This window comes from Parashewanella hymeniacidonis, from assembly GCF_016900895.1.
GTDB classification, from domain to species: Bacteria; Pseudomonadota; Gammaproteobacteria; order Enterobacterales; family Shewanellaceae; genus Parashewanella; species Parashewanella hymeniacidonis.
Genome location: NZ_JAFEUN010000053.1, coordinates 1 through 17,254, shown reverse-complemented (window position 1 = coordinate 17,254; position 17,254 = coordinate 1). Strand labels below are relative to the sequence as shown.

Here is a 17,254-nt window from a genome sequence, read left to right as displayed (position 1 = left end):
ATTCAACTCTCTTTTATCTCAATCGCATCTACTCTAGTGATTAAACACAATTTTACACATGAATGTTTTTGGTGAGAGTGTAAATGTAAAATGCTCTTCTACTGAGGCACTTGATTGCAGTGGGATAACATCAAAGTCCTTCATTAAGGTAGAAAATGCGAGTTTAATTTCAGTCATCGCTAACGAGCGCCCAGGGCACATTCTACTTCCTCCACCAAAGGGCAAAATTTCGTTAGTTGAGTTTGAATGATTTCCAAGCCATCGTTCTGGTTCAAATTCAAAAGATCGTTCAAAAACAGATTTATCATTTGAACATGCATTTAGCGCTAATATGAGAAGTGTTCCTGCTTTTACGATGACATCTTGCACAACGGTATTCTTATTTGGCTCAATGTATAACAGTGGTGCTACAGGTTTTTGCCTCATGGCTTCAAGTGCTATTGCTGTTATGTATGTAAATCGCTGCTTCAAAATCTCAGGCGTGGTTTTAAAATCTATTTCTGTTAATTCATTCAATATTTTTTGCTTTACAAGTGGTCTATCAGAGATTTGATGGACCATCCACGTAAGTGTATTTGCGGTAGTGTCTTCGCCCGCCAGTAGCATAGTAACGGCGTTTGCAATGATCATTTCATCGCTAAGGTCTTGATTTTTTTGTTGTGCAATCAGCATCATTTGCAGCATATTCTGTGGCTGTTGACTCAATGATGGGTTCTGAATAAGAAGTGCTTTTTGGTGCTGAATGAATTTTTGAACCTGTTCTTTAATGTATTTAATTGCGGAGTCAAACCGTCTATCTGCGGGCATTTTCACGTAACGCCAAAGTGGAAGAGGAGAAAGGCATCTTTGGTTTATCATCGGAAAGATCAGTTCTAAACTTTGTTCAAGTTTACTCTCTGATAAATTCAAGGTATTTAAATCTTCTCCAAATGCTAAATTTGTTGTTATATCAACGGTATATCTTTTAAACTCTTTAAGTAAATCTACATCAGCGTCTGTGGTTGCAAGATGCAAAAAACGCTTATGAAGACGCTGAGTGATTTTCATTAAAATAGGGGTGAAATTTTGAATATGATTCGAAACGAAAATGGCTTCTGAAAGTTGACGGTTTTGAACCCAATTATCTCCTTCAGAAGAAAACACACCATTGATCCCAGCTTCTTCGAACCTATCTTCGATTAAACTGGAACGCCTAAAAATGGATGGCCTCTTTTTCAAAATGTCTTGAATTGTAGCTCGATCGCATACTACGAGCGCATTATTTAGACCAAGCTTAATTCTGTAGAGGTCACCATAATTTTTATACCAACTTATAAGCTTTTTGTGAATATCAGGTTTATTAAGGAGGCTAACATGTCCAAGAAGGCCACTCGCAGGTGGCATAGGTAAATCCTTAAGAGACAGCATTAATTCCTCCAGATAATATTATACCAATTACAGTAATTAACTTCCCATTCAGCAAGAGGTAAAGATTTTCAGTACAAGACGCATGTTTGCAGCAATATTTCCTACGGCCGCCATACAAAACTGGCGTTCAACGCACTTCGTGCTTTTGTCGGGATAATGCAAAAACGTTTAACGCAGTATTGGAAAGCTTTAGCCTTGCCCTTTGATGGCGTACAGAGCTCTGAGTTGTGAACTTAATTACTGTAATTGGTAGTATTCTAATTGCGCCTTTCATCTAAACGATTAATGACTTGTTTAAATGACAACTCCTGATCTTCGAGCAATACTAGCAAATGAAATATTAGGTCAGAAGCTTCGTTGATTAATTCTTGTTTATCTTCAGTTGCAGCAGCTAAAGCAGTTTCAACACCTTCTTCTCCAACTTTTTGCGCAATTCGCTTAGTACCAGACTCAAAGAGTGAGCGGGTATAGCTTGATGACGGACCTTTTTGTTTTCTTTTCTCAATCAGCTTGATTAAATTGAGTAGAAAAGGGTCAACATCTTTTTCATCCCAACAACTTGGTGTGTTCAAGTGGCATGTTGGGCCATCGGGAACAGCTTGGATCAAAAGTGCATCATTGTCACAATCAACCGCTATTGATTTTAAATGCAGATAATTTTCAGACGACTCACCTTTGGTCCAAAGTCTATTTTTGCTGCGACTAAAGAATGTTACCTTCTCTTCAACTTGAGTCTTAATAATGGCTTGTTCATTCATATAACCAAGCATTAAGACTTGGCCAGAATGGAAGTCTTGTACAATAGCAGGCACCAAGCCGTTTAACTTTTGCCAATCAATGCTGCATATCTGTTCATCATTTAATTTCTTCATCTTATGGCCTTATGCAAATATCATTATGTTCTAATTCTTTTTTGAGCTTATCAATCGAAATTACACGTTTATGAAAAATACTTGCTGCGAGTGCTCCGTCTACGTTTATGTTTTTAAATACATCGATAAAGTGTTGAGTCGAGCCTGCACCGCCAGAGGCGATTAATGGTACGTCACAAATCCTTCTTACTTGGGCAAGTTGCTTTAAGTCATAACCATTTCTAACACCATCTTGATTAATCGCATTCAGCACAATTTCTCCACAACCAAGTTTTTGTACTTCTTCTACCCAATCTAATGTTTTCCACTGTGTAAAAGAGGATGTGTGTTCATCACCAGTGAATTGTTTAACCTTATAATTGTTTGTATTAGCATCGAAATACGAGTCGATACCTACAACAATGCATTGTTTTCCAAATTCATCCTGTAATCGTTGGATCAGGCTAGGATCAGAAAGTGCAGGAGAGTTCACAGACACTTTATCTGCTCCATGCTTCAATACGTTGCGGGCTTGATCGATAGATTTAATGCCACCAGCTACACAAAATGGAATATCTATTTGTTCGGCAATGCTTTCGATCCAACCCTTATCAACCCCATAACCATGAGCGCTGGCTGTAATGTCGTAAAACACCAATTCATCTGCACCCTCATCGGAGTAATACTTCGCTAAATCAACGATTTCTCCAACGATTTTATGGTTTTTGAATTGGACGCCTTTAACCACTTTTCCATCTCTAACATCTAAGCAAGGTATTATGCGTTTTGCCAGCATGAAATAGCCTCCTCGACATTAAACTCATTGATTAAAAGTGCCTTGCCTATGATCAAACTGTGCGCACCACTCTGTTTGACTGAGGATACGTTACTCAGATTGCCAATACCGCCAGAGGCTTGCCAGTGAATGTCTGGAAACTGCTGGTGGAGTTCTTTGTACAAATTTACATTTGATCCCGATAATGTGCCGTCGCAACTGATGTCCGTCACTAAAGCGTGTTTTAGACCAACAATTTGATATTGTTGAATCAGTTGCTCGATTGTGTATTCAGATGCTTGCTGCCAACCAGAAACAGCAACTATTTTGTTTCCTTTTTCATCAATGTTGATGTCCAACGCTAAACAGATTTTTTCATTTCCAAATTCTTTGAACCATTCAGAGACAAGTCGTGGCTGTTTAACCGCTAACGATCCGATAACGACACGAGATACACCTGCATCAAGAAGCTCTTTTACTTGTTGTTTAGTTCGTATTCCACCACCTACTTGAACAGAGGCGGATAGTCTAGCGGCTAATGTCTTGATCAATGTCAGTTGTCGTTTATTTGGGGATTTAGCCCCCGTCAAATCAACGATGTGGAGCCACTCTGCACCTTGTTGTTGGTAACTAAGAAGTTGTGCTAGTGGTTCAACATCAAAATCAGTTTGTTGGGCGTAATCGCCCTGAAATAATCTCACGACTTTGCCATCAATGAGATCGACTGCTGGAATTATCATTTTTACCTCATTGCACAGAAGTTTGTGAGAATTTTGGAGCCAATAGTGCTACTTTTTTCTGGGTGAAATTGCAGCCCAATAAAGTTATCGCTAGCAATTCCAGCACTAAAAAGTTGCCCATACTCGCAAGTAGCGATGGTAAATTTACTCACCGGGGCGCAAAAGCTATGAACAAAGTAGGTAAAACTTTTAGCATCAAGTCCAGCAAAAATTGGATGTTGCTCAAAACCTAATAGTTTATTCCAGCCCATATGCGGCAGTGATTGTTCATGACACTCCAATTCAATAATGTCTGTTGATATCACATCCAAACAATCAGTAACCACGCCACCTTCGGTTGACGATCGCGCTAATAGCTGCATTCCTAAACAAATGCCTAAGACGGGCTGCTGAAGGCTTTTTATCACGTTGATTAAATGAAGATCATTTAAAGACTTCATTCCAGCAGGTGCAGCGCCTACACCCGGTAATAGCACTCTTGCACTGTTGCTGATGGTTCGTGCGTCACTAGCAACGATGACATTGTCAGTAACTCTAATGAGCGCCTGATAAACTGAAGTTAAATTGCATACGCCGGTATCAATAATCACCGTAGCATTCTCCATGCTTTTGTTTGTCATAGTCACAAGGTTCCCTTACTTGATGGTAACTCTGTACCTTCAACTTTAATCGCTTGTCTTAACGCACGCCCTAAAGATTTAAATAATGCTTCAACAACATGATGTTCATTGTCGCCTTCAGCACTAATATGAAGCGTGCAAGCCAGTCCATCTGCAAATGAGCGAAAGAAGTGTGGTACCATTTCAGTGGCCATTTCCCCCACCTTTTCACGACCGAGTTCCGCTTCATATTTACAATAGGCGCGACCTGACAAGTCAATCAGGCATTCACCTCTGGATTCATCCATAGGCAGAGAAAAACCGAAACGGTTAATGCCTCTTTTATTACCCAGTGCTTTACGTAGTGCTTGGCCGAGACTAATTGCGGTATCTTCAACGCTGTGGTGATCATCGATATGGAGATCACCATTAACCATTAGATTCAGTTCAAAGCCGCCATGGGTAGCAATCTGATCAAGCATGTGGTCGTAAAAGCCAATCCCAGTGTGAATTGTGCTTTTATTTGTAGAGTCTAAATCTACAGCGACACTTATTTTTGTTTCGCTTGTATTGCGTTCAACTTTAGCTTTACGGTTTATTGAAGTTAAGAGTTTTACGATTTCTCGCCAATTAATACTGTCTCGGTCGTACTTAATGCCCTTAATTCCCATGGCATTTGCGAGCTCAACATCTGTTACCCGATCACCAATAACGGCAGACGATTCAAAATCAATGCAACCATTAATGAGTAAATGTTTAACTAAGCCAAGTTTAGGTTTTCGGCAGCTGCAATTATCCTCGTCAAAATGAGGGCAAATAAGCACGTTGTCGAATTGGATATTTTGGCTTTCAAATATATTCATCAATAAATTGTGTGGAGCATCGAAATCAGCTTGAGGAAACGAATCCGTACCAAGCCCATCTTGATTGCTTACCATCACCAATTGGTAGCCATAATTTTGTAATTCAACAAGTGCAGGGATAACATCGGGTTCAAATTCTAATTTTGAAATGCTATCCAGCTGCTTGTCTATCTCTGGTTCTTTAACCAATGTTCCGTCACGGTCGATGAACAGTATTTTTGTTTTTGATGTAGGTAAGTATTGAGGCATTACTGTTCATCCTTAAGTTGCTTTATGTTATTAAATAAATTGATGAGAGTGTAGTTCTCTGCTGTAGAACCTATCGTAAATCGTATGCCATTTTTTAGTTTTTCTACGACGTACCTGCGGGCAATAATTTCTTGATCAACTAATTCACTCCAAATCGCATCTGCATCATCGAATTCGGCATAAACAAAATTGCTGGCACTCGGTAAAACCTTTTGTGCTATACCTATCAGGGCATCCATTAACAGTTGTCTATTTTGTTCAATGAGTTGCCTTTGTTGTTTCATTAGTGTGATACCCGTTGAAGACAATGCTTGTGTCGCAATTTGTTCTACAGGAACAGAAACGGGATATGGTGCAAGTACCTTAAGTACCTGTTGAGTCACTTGAGGTGATGAGATTAAAAAACCACACCTCAATCCTGCTAAGGCAAAAGCTTTAGATAGCGTCCGTAATACGACAAGGTTTGGGTACTCTTTAACTAAATCTGTCACCGTATTTTCTATTGAAAAATCGATGTACGCTTCATCAACAACAACCAAACCAAAGGGTGTTCTGTTAAGCACAGCCTTAATGTCACTAGGTGTAATAATTGTTCCTGTAGGGTTATTTGGGTTGCAAATGAAGGTAAGCTTACTTTTCTCAGTATTACTCCAGTCAGAAGGTAGAGTGTAATCATCGTTAAACGGAACTTGAATAGAACGGATCCCACAAGTTTTTGCTGATATCTGATACATACCGTAACTGGGCGCAAAATAGCTTATGCTGTCTTTTCCTACGTTACAGAATGTTCTAATTAATAGCTCTATGGCTTCATCAGCCCCACGAGTACAGACAACATTTTGAGGTTCTACATTTGCATAGTTTGCATAGGCTTCAACTAAGCGCTCTGGTTGCTGTTCAGGATAACGATTAATCGTGTCGAAGTTCACAGCACCAAGATCAACATTGGCAAATGGAGATTCATTCGCATTGATAAATATTTTACCTTTACCACCAATTCTTCGGGCACTTTGGTAAGGTTTTAGATCAGACAAATCTTCCCTTAATAGCGATACTATAGAATTTTCCTTTGCCATTACGTTTTCTCCTGTAGAATCGCTTGTTTACGAACTTCTATCGCTAGAGCGTGTGCATCCAATTGTTCTTCAATAGCAAGCTCAATAACGGTGTCACTGAGGTTCATAAAACCGTCTTTGTTCAGTGTTTGCACAGTAAACCGTCGCTGAAAATCAGCCAATGACAAGCTTGAGACTGATTTTGAGTAACCATATGTTGGTAATACGTGATTAGTACCACTGGCGTAATCACCAGCGGATTCTGGAGAATATGCACCAACAAATACTGAGCCTGCACAGCGAATATCATTCACGAGCTGTGATGCATCATCCGTTTGGATGATCAAATGTTCTGGTGCATAACAATTTGAAACCTCAACAGCTTGTTTTAGCGAGTTGACAATAACTGTTCGACTATTTTTCAGTGCTTCAATAGCGGTTTCACTTCGAGAGAGTTGCTTCAGATACTGGGCTATTTGATTATCAACTTCAAACGCTAAACGATCGGATGTAGTAACAAGAATCACCTGTGAGTCAACACCATGTTCAGCTTGTGATAAAAGATCTGAAGCAATAAAGCTAGGGTTAGCTTGCTCGTCTGCAATCACCAAAACTTCAGATGGTCCTGCTGGCATATCAATGGTGCACGTTGTTGAATTATCAGCGGCAATTTGATTTTTAGCCTGAGTAACAAAACGATTACCCGGGCCAAAGATTTTATCCACTGGCTTAATTGATTCTGTACCATAAGCGAGTGCTGCAACAGCTTGAGCACCGCCAACTTGGTAGATCTCATCAACACCACATAAATCAGCAATGTATAAAATTGCAGGATTGATTGGAGGAGGAGAAACTAACACTTTACGTTCACAGCCTGCAATCATGGCAGGGATCGCAAGCATCAAGGTGGTCGAAAGGAGTGGTGCAGTTCCACCTGGTATATAAAGTCCCACCGATTGAACGGCTTCAGTTCTTAGCTCGCACTTTATTCCTGGACTTGTTTCAATTACCTCAGTTTGGGACAGCTGTGCACGATGAAATGCATTGATATTATTAAAGGCAACATCTATCGCTTGCTTTAGTTCTTGTGAAAGCAACGTTGTCGCCGTCGCAATTTCTGATGCAGCAACCTTGAGTCTAGTTATGTCCGCACCATCGTACTTTTTGGTTAATTCAAATAAGGTTGAATCACCATTTCTTCTGACTTGTTGAATGATGTCATTTACATCAATTTGAAGTGCCTCATCATTCACAAGTTGAGAACGTTGAAGCACGGCGCTTTTTTGTTCCGAACTGAGCTGAGACCAAACGACTTTGTGCATTTGTTACCCCATCATCTTTTCAATTGGTAGAATGAGAATTGAGCTGGCTCCCAATAGTTTTAATTCTTCCATGGTGTCCCAAAAAATGTCTTCGCTACTGACTGCGTGAACTGCAACCATATCTTCTCTATTGGTCAATGACATAATGGTTGGGTTTCCGGCACCTGGAAGTAGGTTGATGATGTTTTGTAAGTTATCTTTTGGAGCATGGAGCATAATGTACTTGCTTTCTTTAGCTTGTATAACTCCATTGATACGAGACATGATTTTATTAATGAGTTCTTGCTTAGTTTGGTCAATATTACTTGCCGATTGTATTACGCAAGCTCTAGAACGAAAAATAACGTCTTTTTCAATTAGCCCGTTAGCTTCTAATGTTGCTCCTGTTGAGACTAAATCGCATATTGCATCAGCAAGTCCGGCTCTCGGCGCTACTTCGACAGATCCCTTAAGCTTACAATCTTCAAATTCATAGCCTTTGCTACTCATAAACTTTCGTAACAGGTTAGGGTAAGATGTTGCAATACGGAGTTTATTTAACGACTCAATGCCTTGGTAGTCAAACTCAGATGTCACTGCCAACGATAAGCGACATTGACCGAAATCGAGTACTCGTATTTTTTCATAACTTGCAGCTTTATTGATGAATTCACGCTCATACTGCTCTTCAATCAGTACATTTTCACCGACGATCCCTATGTCAACCACGCCGTCCATGACCAAGCCCGGAATGTCATCGTCACGAACTCTCAAGATATCAATTGGAAGATTATCTGAATGTGCAATTAATCGCTGTTCATTAATATTTAAACGAATACCACATTTTTTAAGCAGTTTTAGTGATTCGGTCGCAAGTCGGCCTGATTTTTGAAGTGCAATTCTTAATCTTGTCATTTGTTTGGTGTCCTAATAAAAATTCAATTTACTGTTTCTAAGCATAGTTAGCTGTAGGTAACTGGTTAAATCAGAAACTAAAAAGCCCCTGAATTCCTTCAGGGGCTTTAGTTAAAACTTCTATCAGTCCACCGGAAGGAAAATGTCCTTCGGCGGAGATCAACCGAAGGCTATCTCATATGGTGATGATGATGTTTAGTTGCCGTCGGTAATAAATTCATGAGTAATATCTCTGTATAAAGTTGTTATAAATTTTTTAGTCTAAAAAATGTGCTTTTTAGCGTGTTTTTTAAAACTAGCCATTTTTTTTATTAAATGCAATAGCTTTGAAAAAATATTTATGTTTCGTTGAGCTTTTGCAGTATGCAATAATTTGTTTAAGAAAATATTACACGTATAGGAATATCGCTTGTCTAACCGATATATCAATCAAGTCGAACACTTTTTTTCAGCGGGTGGCCGGTTAGATAAATCATTAAAACAGTATCGGTTCCGTGCAGGACAAAAGCAAATGGCCTTAGCGATCGCTGAAACCATAAATGCGAAAACTACTGTTGTCGTAGAGGCGGGCACAGGTATTGGTAAAAGTTTCGCTTATTTAGCGCCAGCTTTGATTAAAAAGCAAAAAGTTATCATTTCAACTGCAACAAAAAACCTACAGCAACAGTTATTTGATAAAGATATACCCTTCATTGTCGGATTGACTCATCCCACTGCTCGTATTGCCATTTTAAAAGGGCTTAGTAATTATTTATGTATCCGTAATTTAGAACGTGAGCTGAGTACCGTAAGTTCTCTATCAGAGTCAGTAGTCAGTGATTTACTGAAAGTTCAGCAGTGGGCCCAAATTACGAAGGACGGTGATTTAAACCAAATCAATGGTGTTAGCGAATCTTCATCCAGTTTGAATTTAGTCAGAACTAAACAAGGCGATTGTACGGGTAAAAAATGTGTTTTTTACTCGCAATGTTATAGTCGTAAAGCCAAATTAAGTGCAAGTGAATCAGACATATTAGTCATTAATCACCACCTTGTATTCAATGAGAATTTTTTAGCCAGAGAAGGTGATGATGAATACAAAATTGATGCTGATGTGCTGGTGTTTGACGAAGCGCACTCTTTAGCTGACGCGTTAGGGCAATTGGGTGGAACTTTTATCTCTGAAAGCTTAATACGTAGAAGTATTCAGCAGGTGACTGAATTATTTAAATCAGAGATTGGCGACAGTCCTCCTTTTTTAAAGGCCATTGAAGCACTCTATATTGCTTTAGATTACTTTAAACAGTGGTTAAAGCATCACAATATTTCGAAACTAACCATAAATCATTTGTTGTCCCAACGAGATAGTGCAAGTTATTTTTGGGGCATAATCAATGCCTGCACTGATATCATCAATCAAGGAGACGTTCTGGTTGGTCGTAATCAACAATTCGATACATATATAGTTGAACTTAAAGAACTTAAAGAGAAAATGGAAGCATTAGCTACAACGTCTGACGTACGATTTGTTCAATATCTGAAATTTGAAAATGATCGCTTTGAATTTGATGCAATTTTACATGACGTAAAGCACGAATTAGCAAAGTATATCAATGACAAAACCGCCACGATATATACCTCTGCAACGCTGTCCATCAATGGCAAACTTGATTACTTCACGGAGCCATTGGGATTGCGGAAAGCGAACAGTTTTGTCATTGAAAGTCCGTTTGATTATCAACGACAAGCGATGCTTTATATTCCTAGAGCTATATTGCCTCGTGATGAAAACATACGCCAGCAAGCATTCCAGAAGCTTTGTGAAAAACTGATCAAGGTCAATAAAGGTAAGACTTTTATCTTGTGCACCAGTCATAAAGCTGTGCGGACTATCGGTGCAGCATTAACCAGAAGTCTCCATTACCCGGTTTTAGTGCAAGGCCAAACAGGGAGACAAGCATTGTTAAAAAAGTATCGAATATTAGGCGATGCTGTTTTGATTGGTACCTATAGCTTTTGGGAAGGTATCGATATAAAAGGGAATCAACTCAGTAATATCATTTTCGATAAATTACCATTCCCATCACCTGATGACTTTTTTGTTCAATCTAAAAGTGAATATATTTCACAGCAAGGAGGTGATTCTTTCTCGAATAATATTCTTCCAAGTGCAATTCAAAAGCTAAAGCAAGGTGTTGGTAGATTAATAAGACATGAAAATGATTCAGGGCTCATCACAATATTTGATGAAAGACTGGTTAATAAAGCGTATGGACAGTACTTCTTATCGTCAATTCCTGAACTACGTCGCACCCGAAGTTTTACAAAAGCGAAAGAATTTTTAGAAAGTCTATAAGAACTCAGTAAATTCTCGTTATAATGTCGAACTTATATATTTATCCAGTTTGAATAAGTTTTAACGTTAATGACTCATAAAACATTACTTGCAATTGATACTTGTACTGAGCTTTGCTCTGTAGCCCTACAAGTTGGTGAAAAAATCTATTCTGAAGCAGTGGATGCTCCAAGAGAGCACAGCCAAAGACTTTTACCATTAGTTGAAAAACTGGTTGCAGAAGCTGGCATTTCGCTTTCTAATCTTGACGGAATTGTCTATGGTCGAGGTCCTGGTAGCTTCACGGGTATTCGTATATGCACGAGTATGGCTCAAGGATTAGCATTAGGTCAGAATCTTCCCGTATTTGGTGTTTCCACGCTGGATTCTATGGCGCAGCAAGCCGCTGATTTAGGCGCAGAGCATATTTTCTGTGCCATTGATGCAAGAATGAATGAAGTCTATTGGGCTGAATACACTGCTAACGATAGCGTGATAGTGGCTGTAGAGAAAGAGAAAGTATCTCACCCTGAAAATGTAGCTTTACCCCATAAAAATGCTGAACGTTTTGTAGCCTGTGGTACGGGCATTGATACATATCCTGAATTACTAGCGAACGTAAACAATGCACACGTTGACGTTACATCAAAATTCCCTACAGCGGAATCTATGCTTAAACTAGGTCAGAGCGCATGGGCTGAGGGAAAATTTACTCCAGTTGACGATTTAGCACCGGTTTATGTGCGTGACGAAGTTACTTGGAAAAAGTTACCAGGCCGAGAGTAAATTTTTAGGTGTTGCTCCCGTAAAAACGGCAGTGTAATGAGGTTAAATAGATATTGAAATTTAACAAATCGTTAACTATTCTTTGCTTAAGCTATATTCATGGACAGGTAAATGAACCTCGACTCAAATTTGTCGTATAATTCAATCGGTCAAACATCTTCGGCTTCAACCAGTGTTGTTCCTGTCAACAATCCTCAATCTAATGTTGATAAAGGCCCTGACTCTCCTCAAGCAATTAGTGGCGAGTTAGTTGAACATCGACGTCAACCTCATACTCAGATAACAATTGAGCAATGGCAACACAGTCGTGTTCATATAGAAACATCAAACCCAATAAGTAATAAAGCCATATCTCAATATTTACTTACACAATTTGCAGTAGAAAGAGAAAATATCAGGCAGAATATAGGTATTGATACTTACGCTTAGCACTTTACCACGCCTATGCAAAATAAAGCTCAACGATACAAATTTCATTTTTGGTTCTTTTTTGTTTTGAGTGCTATTGTCATTCAAATCCCGATTGTCAGTATTCCATTTAGTTGGATTGAAACCTTCTTCCATGAGATAAGTCATGGTTTAGCAACGCTAATCACTGGTGGCACCATCAGTAAAATTCAATTACTGGCTAATGGTGCGGGTTATTGTTATAGCTACGGTGGATGGCCAATTCTGATTGCATTTTCGGGTTATGCTGGTGCTTCAGGTTTTGGTTTACTTCTTTACCAATTGGCTGCAACAACAACCTCTAAGTTCGCTAAATTTATTTCTATTGCAATTATTTTGCTGATCGCCATATGCTTAGCTTTATGGGTTAGAGATCTACTGACGGTGCTCATCCTGTTGGTTATTGCCTCACTGTTCATTTTGCCCCTCAAATTTGCTTCTTCAGGCTGGCTAAAGTATTTGACTCAATTTATTAGCATGACGGTAATCCTCAACGGATTATTTAGTGCTGTAATGTTGATTGGGAGAGGGCATGTAGGTGATGCAGCCAATCTCGCTAAAATGACTTGGTTACCCGCACAAGTCTGGACTGTTTGTTGGTGTATTATTGGTTGCTTTGCACTGTATCGTGCATTTAAAGTTCGCTAACCGTTCGTTTACTCATTTTAATTTTGGTATTACAGATGTTCAAAGGAAAAGAGCTGGAATTAAAACTTTCGCACATTACATTGGCGGCACAAGAATGGGGCGTTCCGGGTAAACCTGTTTTACTCGCTACGCATGGGTGGTTAGACAACTCGAACAGTTTTATGCCTCTCGTCGAGTTCCTCAACGATTACAGAGTTATTGCCATCGATTTCCCGGGCCACGGATTTTCACAACATCGCCAAACAGGTTATCCACTTCACCTAACGGACTATGTGTTCGACCTTGAGCAAGTCATCGAATATCTAAAGCAAGAATACGGCATCGATAAAGTAAACCTATTAGCACACTCCTTTGGTGGCATAATTTCGTTGCTGTATGCGAGTGTATTCCCTCAGAATGTAGAAAAGTTGATCATGCTTGATATCCTAATGCCGCTGTTTGAGATGGAATCTAATGCGAAACATCGATTACAACAAAGTTTGATCGACCATAACGCTCAGGCAAATTCTGATATAAAGCCTAAGACCTATTCCTCGATCGAGACAGTCGCCAAAGTGAGAGAGAAAGTTACTGATCTTAACTACGTTAATTCTAAATTGATTGTGTCACGCAACTTGAGGCAAACAGAAAACGGTGTTGTTTGGCGTACGGACCCTAAACTTAAACTAACATCCGCTTGGCGTTTTAGTTTTCAGCAAGTTGATTCGTTAATCGACCATGTTGAAGTGCCTGTTTTTGTCATCTTTGGTAGTCGAAGTAAAGCGCAACTGCAGATGAATGCATTCCAAATAAAATTCAGTTCACTTGTGAGTGAAGTCGTTGAGGGCGGGCATCATATCCATATGGACAATCCAAAGCCCGTTGCAGAGGCTGTTCGCTCTTTCATTGACCAGTGATGACTAGGATTTTTGCTCTAGATATGTGATTATGAACCGCTAAAATTCAAACGCACGTATGATATTCGGCAAGTTGGTATGATTCATTTGTTAGAACATACTAGAAATAAGATGCGTATTTACTTTTTATAAGCAAATTTGCTTAGTCGCTATTATTAGCATCGGGAGAACATAGTGGAACAACTTTGGCTAAACAACCTTCCTGAGGGTGTACCTGCAGATATTGAGCACGATAAGTATTCTTCATTAGTTGAAATGTTTGAAGAATCGGTAAGCAAGTACGCTGACCAACCTGCTTTTATAAACATGGGAGCAACGGTTACTTATAGAAAGCTTGAAGAACGAAGTCGGGCTTTTGCTGCTTACCTTCAAAATGAATTGCGGTTAAAAAAGGGCGACAGAGTTGCCTTGATGATGCCAAACGTTTTGCAGTACCCCATTGCACTTTTTGGTGTTTTACGTGCCGGAATGGTCGTGGTCAATGTTAATCCGTTATATACACCTCGTGAGCTGAAGCACCAACTGAATGATTCAGGCTCTAAAGCGATTGTTGTCGTTTCTAATTTTGCGAATACCTTGCAAAAAGTCATTGATGAAACCCCTATAGAGAATGTCATTATTTCGAGCTTAGGTGACTTATTAAGTACGCCAAAGCGGACTGTTGTTAATTTTGTCATTAAATATATTAAGAAGATGGTGCCTGCTTATCATCTACCACATGCGCTTTCATATCGTAAGGCCTTATCTAAAGGGCGACGCTTACAGTATGTTAAACCAGAATTGAAAGAAGAGGATTTAGCCTTTTTGCAATATACCGGTGGTACGACGGGTCTTTCTAAAGGCGCAATGTTAAGCCATAAAAATGTAGTTTCTAATGTTTTGCAAGCCAGTGGCGCTTATTCACCGATTCTTGATAATGGTAAAGAGCTTGTCGTTACTGCTTTACCGCTTTACCACATCTTTGCATTGACCGTGAACTGTATGTTATTTCTGCACAAAGGTGCAAAGAACTTATTAATTACCAATCCACGAGATATTCCTGGGTTTGTATCTGAACTGTCAAAGTACGATTTTTCAGTATTAACAGGCGTAAATACGCTATTTAATGCACTTGTGAATAATCTAGAGTTTGCCAACCTTAATTTTGACAAGTTAAAATTATCGATCGGTGGTGGCATGGCTGTGCAACGTGCCGTTGCGGATAAATGGCAACAGATCACAACAACTCGATTATTGGAAGGCTATGGCCTTACCGAAGCGTCACCGTTAGTTTCATGTAATGCTTATAACTCAGAAGGATATAATGGCTCGATTGGTTTACCTGCACCAGGCACGGACATACAAGTACGTGACGATAGTGGCCTTATATTGCCTCAAGGTGAAACCGGTGAGCTGTTTATTAAAGGCCCACAAGTGATGCAAGGCTACTGGGGCAATGAAGAAGAAACCAAAGCTGTCATTGATGAAAACGGTTGGTTATCCACGGGTGACATCGGTTATATGGATGAAAAAGGTCTGTTTTATATTGTTGATCGCAAAAAAGACATGATTTTGGTTTCTGGTTTTAATGTGTTCCCAAATGAAATTGAAGATGTTGTTGCCTTACATCCAAAAGTTGTAGAAGTTGCGGCTATTGGCGTGCCATATGAGGCAAGTGGTGAAGCTGTTAAAGTGTTTGTGGTGTCAAAAAGCAAAAAGTTAACTGAAAAAGACATCATTAAGCATTGTCGGGTGCACCTTACGGGTTATAAAGTGCCTAAATTTGTTGAATTCCGTGATCAATTACCTAAGACTAACGTTGGTAAAATACTTCGCCGTGAATTACGAGACGAAGACTTAAAGAAAACGAATGGATAAGTATCACTAAATGATGTTTGATAAAAAGTTTCCATTAGTAACTTTTATAGATACACAAGAATCGCTTAACCAACTGGTAGAGCAGTTAAAGCAAAGTAATATGATTGCTTTAGATACCGAGTTTGTTAGAACTCGTACTTACTATGCACAGTTAGGTTTGATTCAAGTATACAATGGGGATGTGCTTGCATTAATCGACCCTGTTTCAGGTATTAATTTAACTGAATTTTGGGGTTTGCTTAAAAACGAAAACATTCTCAAAGTATTACATTCTGCCAGCGAAGACCTTGAGGTTTTTGCGCATTATGGTGATGTAATGCCAACACCGTATTTTGACTCTCAAATAGGTGCAGGCTTTGCCAAAATGGGACATGGACTCGGTTATGCTAACCTTGTTCATCAACTCTTGGGTATTGAATTAGATAAAGGTGAATCGAGAACGGATTGGATTAAGCGACCGTTATCAGATAAGCAGCTCACCTATGCAGCTAATGATGTATTCTATCTTTATCATTTGTTTCCAATGCTAAAACAAAAGCTCGAAGAATTTGGGCGATGGGATTGGGCGTTAGAAGAAAGTGCGAATATGTGTCAGGGCAGGTTAGATGCCATTGACTATGATAATGCCTATCTAAAAGTGAAAAACGGTTTTCAGCTTAGTCAAATTCAACTTGCTTATTTGAAACCGATTGCGAAGTGGCGATTAAAAACCGCAGTTAAAAAAGATATTGCGGTTGGTTTTATCATTAAAGATCATGCTTTAATTGCCTTAGCTAAGTCTAAGGCAACAACGTTTGCTCAACTTTCGAGTGTAAAAGAGTTAAATGAACATGAAAAGCGTAAATTCTCAAAACACCTTCTTTCTAATCTGCAAAATGCCGATTTAGAAAACTTACCCCAAAAAATAGATGTGATTGCTTTTCGACCAGATTATAAACAAAGCTTTAAAACCGTTAAGTCAAAATTGGTCTCCATTGCTGAGAACAATGAAGTGCCCATTGAGATATTTGCTTCAAAAAAATACATTCATGACTTTTTGAGTTGGTATTGGAGCGACAATAAAGGCAACAATCCTAAATTACTGGTTGGTTGGAGAGGGATGTTAGCCTTATCCACATTGTCATCACTAGAGCTGTAATTACACATAATGATTAAATGCTGGCTTTACACAGTAAAGTCGGTATTTCCCTCTCCTCACAAATTCAGTACTACCTTTATCTCACTTTAATAAACGATTAATTGTGCAAGTCGAAGCTAAAGGCGTGGAAGGGTTTCAGGAGAAATTTTTTGGCTAAGGTAACTCTAATCGATTTGAAGAGCTTCAAATTTATCTTAAAGAAAAGGTAACTATTCAGCACTCTGAAAGTTAAATGAACAAAATACCTGCACTCAACTCACTATTTTTCACGATCATTTGACCGATCTAACCATCATGTCATGCTGTTGATATCATTCATTGAGTTGTAGCTTATTTTGAAAGTTAGTGGCATTGATATTGATGCAACCATTGCATATGTCAGACAGCAATTAGAAACTGATAAAACAGTGACC

Annotated in this window: 16 protein-coding genes; 7 read left to right on the top strand and 9 right to left on the bottom strand. The window is 39.1% G+C overall.

Features of this window, described 5'->3' with window-relative positions:
* Nucleotides 1–33 precede the first annotated feature (33 nt).
* The 9 genes from JQC92_RS11865 to hisG form a co-directional block, all read right to left on the bottom strand.
* On the bottom strand, nucleotides 34–1,407 hold the full coding sequence (locus tag JQC92_RS11865; RefSeq protein WP_204999853.1) for a cytochrome P450: 1,374 nt from the start codon (nucleotides 1,405–1,407) through the stop codon (nucleotides 34–36).
* Between the two features lie 257 nt (nucleotides 1,408–1,664).
* A complete protein-coding gene (gene hisIE, locus JQC92_RS11860) occupies nucleotides 1,665–2,279 on the bottom strand; it encodes a bifunctional phosphoribosyl-AMP cyclohydrolase/phosphoribosyl-ATP diphosphatase HisIE (protein WP_204999852.1) in 615 nt (204 codons plus the stop codon).
* Between the two features lies 1 nt (nucleotide 2,280).
* A complete protein-coding gene (hisF, locus tag JQC92_RS11855) occupies nucleotides 2,281–3,054 on the bottom strand; it encodes an imidazole glycerol phosphate synthase subunit HisF (protein ID WP_204999851.1) in 774 nt (257 codons plus the stop codon).
* Nucleotides 3,036–3,773 carry a 1-(5-phosphoribosyl)-5-[(5-phosphoribosylamino)methylideneamino]imidazole-4-carboxamide isomerase gene (hisA, locus tag JQC92_RS11850; protein ID WP_204999850.1) on the bottom strand — a complete coding sequence of 246 codons (738 nt, stop codon included), beginning with the start codon at nucleotides 3,771–3,773 and terminating at the stop codon, nucleotides 3,036–3,038. The genes hisF and hisA overlap by 19 nt, the downstream gene beginning before the upstream one ends.
* A gap of 2 nt (nucleotides 3,774–3,775) precedes the next feature.
* On the bottom strand, nucleotides 3,776–4,393 hold the full coding sequence (gene hisH / locus JQC92_RS11845) for an imidazole glycerol phosphate synthase subunit HisH (RefSeq protein ID WP_239480534.1): 618 nt from the start codon (nucleotides 4,391–4,393) through the stop codon (nucleotides 3,776–3,778).
* Between the two features lie 2 nt (nucleotides 4,394–4,395).
* Nucleotides 4,396–5,484 carry a bifunctional histidinol-phosphatase/imidazoleglycerol-phosphate dehydratase HisB gene (gene hisB / locus JQC92_RS11840; RefSeq protein ID WP_204999849.1) on the bottom strand — a complete coding sequence of 363 codons (1,089 nt, stop codon included), beginning with the start codon at nucleotides 5,482–5,484 and terminating at the stop codon, nucleotides 4,396–4,398.
* Nucleotides 5,484–6,560 carry a histidinol-phosphate transaminase gene (gene hisC, locus JQC92_RS11835; protein WP_204999848.1) on the bottom strand — a complete coding sequence of 359 codons (1,077 nt, stop codon included), beginning with the start codon at nucleotides 6,558–6,560 and terminating at the stop codon, nucleotides 5,484–5,486. The genes hisB and hisC overlap by 1 nt, the downstream gene beginning before the upstream one ends.
* Entirely contained in the window at nucleotides 6,560–7,861 is a 1,302-nt protein-coding gene (gene hisD / locus JQC92_RS11830) for a histidinol dehydrogenase (RefSeq protein ID WP_204999847.1), read from the bottom strand. The genes hisC and hisD overlap by 1 nt, the downstream gene beginning before the upstream one ends.
* Before the next feature lie 3 nt (nucleotides 7,862–7,864).
* Nucleotides 7,865–8,755, bottom strand: coding sequence for an ATP phosphoribosyltransferase (gene hisG / locus JQC92_RS11825; protein ID WP_204999846.1), 891 nt, complete (start codon nucleotides 8,753–8,755; stop codon nucleotides 7,865–7,867).
* Between the two features lie 409 nt (nucleotides 8,756–9,164).
* On the opposite strand from hisG, the gene JQC92_RS11820 reads away from it, so the two are divergent.
* From JQC92_RS11820 to rnd, 7 genes are all read left to right on the top strand, one after another.
* A complete protein-coding gene (locus JQC92_RS11820) occupies nucleotides 9,165–11,090 on the top strand; it encodes an ATP-dependent DNA helicase (RefSeq protein ID WP_204999845.1) in 1,926 nt (641 codons plus the stop codon).
* A 69-nt stretch (nucleotides 11,091–11,159) separates the two neighbouring features.
* A complete protein-coding gene (gene tsaB / locus JQC92_RS11815; RefSeq protein WP_204999844.1) occupies nucleotides 11,160–11,855 on the top strand; it encodes a tRNA (adenosine(37)-N6)-threonylcarbamoyltransferase complex dimerization subunit type 1 TsaB in 696 nt (231 codons plus the stop codon).
* Nucleotides 11,856–11,966: 111 nt separating this feature from the next.
* On the top strand, nucleotides 11,967–12,284 hold the full coding sequence (locus tag JQC92_RS11810; RefSeq protein WP_204999843.1) for a hypothetical protein: 318 nt from the start codon (nucleotides 11,967–11,969) through the stop codon (nucleotides 12,282–12,284).
* A gap of 15 nt (nucleotides 12,285–12,299) precedes the next feature.
* Nucleotides 12,300–12,950: a M50 family metallopeptidase gene (locus tag JQC92_RS11805; RefSeq protein WP_204999842.1), complete on the top strand. Its 651-nt coding sequence runs from the start codon at nucleotides 12,300–12,302 to the stop codon at nucleotides 12,948–12,950.
* Between the two features lie 35 nt (nucleotides 12,951–12,985).
* Nucleotides 12,986–13,846, top strand: coding sequence for an alpha/beta fold hydrolase (locus tag JQC92_RS11800; protein WP_204999841.1), 861 nt, complete (start codon nucleotides 12,986–12,988; stop codon nucleotides 13,844–13,846).
* A 174-nt stretch (nucleotides 13,847–14,020) separates the two neighbouring features.
* The gene (gene fadD / locus JQC92_RS11795) at nucleotides 14,021–15,703 is read left to right on the top strand and encodes a long-chain-fatty-acid--CoA ligase FadD (RefSeq protein ID WP_204999840.1); all 1,683 of its coding nucleotides are present in this window, start codon (nucleotides 14,021–14,023) and stop codon (nucleotides 15,701–15,703) included.
* 10 nt (nucleotides 15,704–15,713) lie between these two features.
* A complete protein-coding gene (gene rnd / locus JQC92_RS11790; protein WP_239480533.1) occupies nucleotides 15,714–16,841 on the top strand; it encodes a ribonuclease D in 1,128 nt (375 codons plus the stop codon).
* Nucleotides 16,842–17,254 lie beyond the last annotated feature (413 nt).

Coding starts and splice junctions, on each gene's coding strand:
- rnd (WP_239480533.1), top strand. CDS start 15,714: ATGATGTTTGATAAAAAGTTTCCATTAGTAACTTTTATAGATACACAA.
- hisA (WP_204999850.1), bottom strand. CDS start 3,773: ATGATAATTCCAGCAGTCGATCTCATTGATGGCAAAGTCGTGAGATTA.
- JQC92_RS11805 (WP_204999842.1), top strand. CDS start 12,300: ATGCAAAATAAAGCTCAACGATACAAATTTCATTTTTGGTTCTTTTTT.
- hisG (WP_204999846.1), bottom strand. CDS start 8,755: ATGACAAGATTAAGAATTGCACTTCAAAAATCAGGCCGACTTGCGACC.
- tsaB (WP_204999844.1), top strand. CDS start 11,160: ATGACTCATAAAACATTACTTGCAATTGATACTTGTACTGAGCTTTGC.
- hisB (WP_204999849.1), bottom strand. CDS start 5,484: ATGCCTCAATACTTACCTACATCAAAAACAAAAATACTGTTCATCGAC.
- hisC (WP_204999848.1), bottom strand. CDS start 6,560: ATGGCAAAGGAAAATTCTATAGTATCGCTATTAAGGGAAGATTTGTCT.
- hisIE (WP_204999852.1), bottom strand. CDS start 2,279: ATGAAGAAATTAAATGATGAACAGATATGCAGCATTGATTGGCAAAAG.
- hisD (WP_204999847.1), bottom strand. CDS start 7,861: ATGCACAAAGTCGTTTGGTCTCAGCTCAGTTCGGAACAAAAAAGCGCC.
- hisF (WP_204999851.1), bottom strand. CDS start 3,054: ATGCTGGCAAAACGCATAATACCTTGCTTAGATGTTAGAGATGGAAAA.
- JQC92_RS11810 (WP_204999843.1), top strand. CDS start 11,967: ATGAACCTCGACTCAAATTTGTCGTATAATTCAATCGGTCAAACATCT.
- JQC92_RS11800 (WP_204999841.1), top strand. CDS start 12,986: ATGTTCAAAGGAAAAGAGCTGGAATTAAAACTTTCGCACATTACATTG.
- JQC92_RS11865 (WP_204999853.1), bottom strand. CDS start 1,407: ATGCTGTCTCTTAAGGATTTACCTATGCCACCTGCGAGTGGCCTTCTT.
- hisH (WP_239480534.1), bottom strand. CDS start 4,393: ATGACAAACAAAAGCATGGAGAATGCTACGGTGATTATTGATACCGGC.